Genomic DNA, 1,399 nt, shown 5'->3' with positions numbered 1-1,399 from the left:
GCGCGGTGGCGCAGCGCGGTGGCGCAGCGCGGTGGCGCAGCGCGGTGGCCGACCGGACGCCGGGCTCGACCCGATACGGTTCCCTGCGTGCCGACTACTTCCATCGGCGGGACCCGCGGCGGGAAACACCGATGACGGATGTCCTCGTCGCCGTGGCCGCCGCTGTCCTGCTGGGTACGGCCTGCTACGGGCTCGTGCTGCTACGCCGACCGCCGCAGGAGGTCAGCCGGACGGTGGGCGGGGTGGGTGCCGTCGAGGTCCGGCTCGCCGCCGGGCGGGTTGAGATCGCCGAGGCCGACCGGGCGGACGCCCGGGTGGAGATGACCGTCCGCCGGCGCGTCGGCGGGCCGCGTCCGGCCCTGGAACGAACGGGCGAACTGCTGCGTATTGACGGGCGTGCCGGCGAGGCCCGGATACGGCTGACGCTACCGAGGGTGACCCGCGTCCGGGCCGAGGTCCGCCGCGGGGAGGTGACCCTGTGGGGATCGGACGGCGATCTCGTGCTCGTCACCGACTCCGGCACCATCGCCGGGCGGGAGCTGGGCGAAGGCGGTGTCGTCGCGCGCAGTCGCACCGGTGACGTCGTCCTGCACTTCGCCCGTCCACCCGAGAAGGTGGCGGCGTACAGCGACACCGGTGCGGTCACGGTCGTCCTGCCGGGTGGCCCGTACGCGGTCGACGTCGAGTCCGCGGACCCGGGTGCGGGTGCGGTCACCGTGGGTGTTCCACTCGACGCACACGCGGAGCGGACGGTGTCGGTGCGCAGCCGGTCCGGTCGGGTACAGGTGTGCAGCCCGGCGCCCCAGGGCCCGGCACGGCTGTAGAAACGCCCGGGGGTGGCGCGTTGCGAGCCTGGGCCCTGGAGCTCCGTCTCCGGGCGTTGCGGATGCTTGTCGGATTTACCCGTTATATCCGGTTGTTCGTCGCGGACGGGACACACACGGTTGGGTCGGGTGCCGGGTTCGGAGCGTGGCAGGGCTTACCCTCAAGGGCATGACAGCGGTCAGGAGCGTCGTGGAAACCCGAGGGCTGACCGTACGGGACTTCCTCGCCTCGGGCCGGCTGTCGTTCTCGTTCGAGTTCTTCCCGCCCAGGACTCCCGAGGGGGAGCGCCACCTGTGGACGGCGATCCGGGAGCTGGAGCCGCTGCATCCGTCCTTCGTGTCGGTCACCTATGGCGCGGGAGGGTCGACCCGGGCCGGGACTGTACGAATCACCGAACGTATCGCGACGGAGACGACCCTCACGCCGATCGGCCACCTCACCGCCGTCAACCATTCCGTATCCGAGCTGCGACAGGTGATCGGCAGCTATGCCGGAGCAGGGGTGCACAACGTCCTGGCACTACGCGGTGATCCGCCTGGCGATCCACAGGGGGAGTGGATCGCCCATCCTCAGG

2 protein-coding genes are annotated in these 1,399 nt (G+C 71.6%); both read left to right on the top strand.

All coding sequences use genetic code 11. From position 1 onward, the window contains the following. Window positions 1-824: hypothetical protein (locus tag DD1DGNOD_RS18975; protein WP_346434351.1), on the top strand; the 824-nt coding region annotated here is incomplete at its 5' end. A 169-nt stretch (window positions 825-993) separates the two neighbouring features. Next, the coding region (locus DD1DGNOD_RS18970; RefSeq protein WP_206443299.1) for a methylenetetrahydrofolate reductase at window positions 994-1,399 on the top strand (406 nt) is incomplete at its 3' end.

The sequence above is a fragment of the Candidatus Protofrankia californiensis genome (assembly GCF_900634765.1).
GTDB classification, from domain to species: Bacteria; Actinomycetota; Actinomycetes; order Frankiales; family Frankiaceae; genus Protofrankia; species Protofrankia californiensis.
This window is presented reverse-complemented; position numbering and strand designations above follow the sequence as displayed.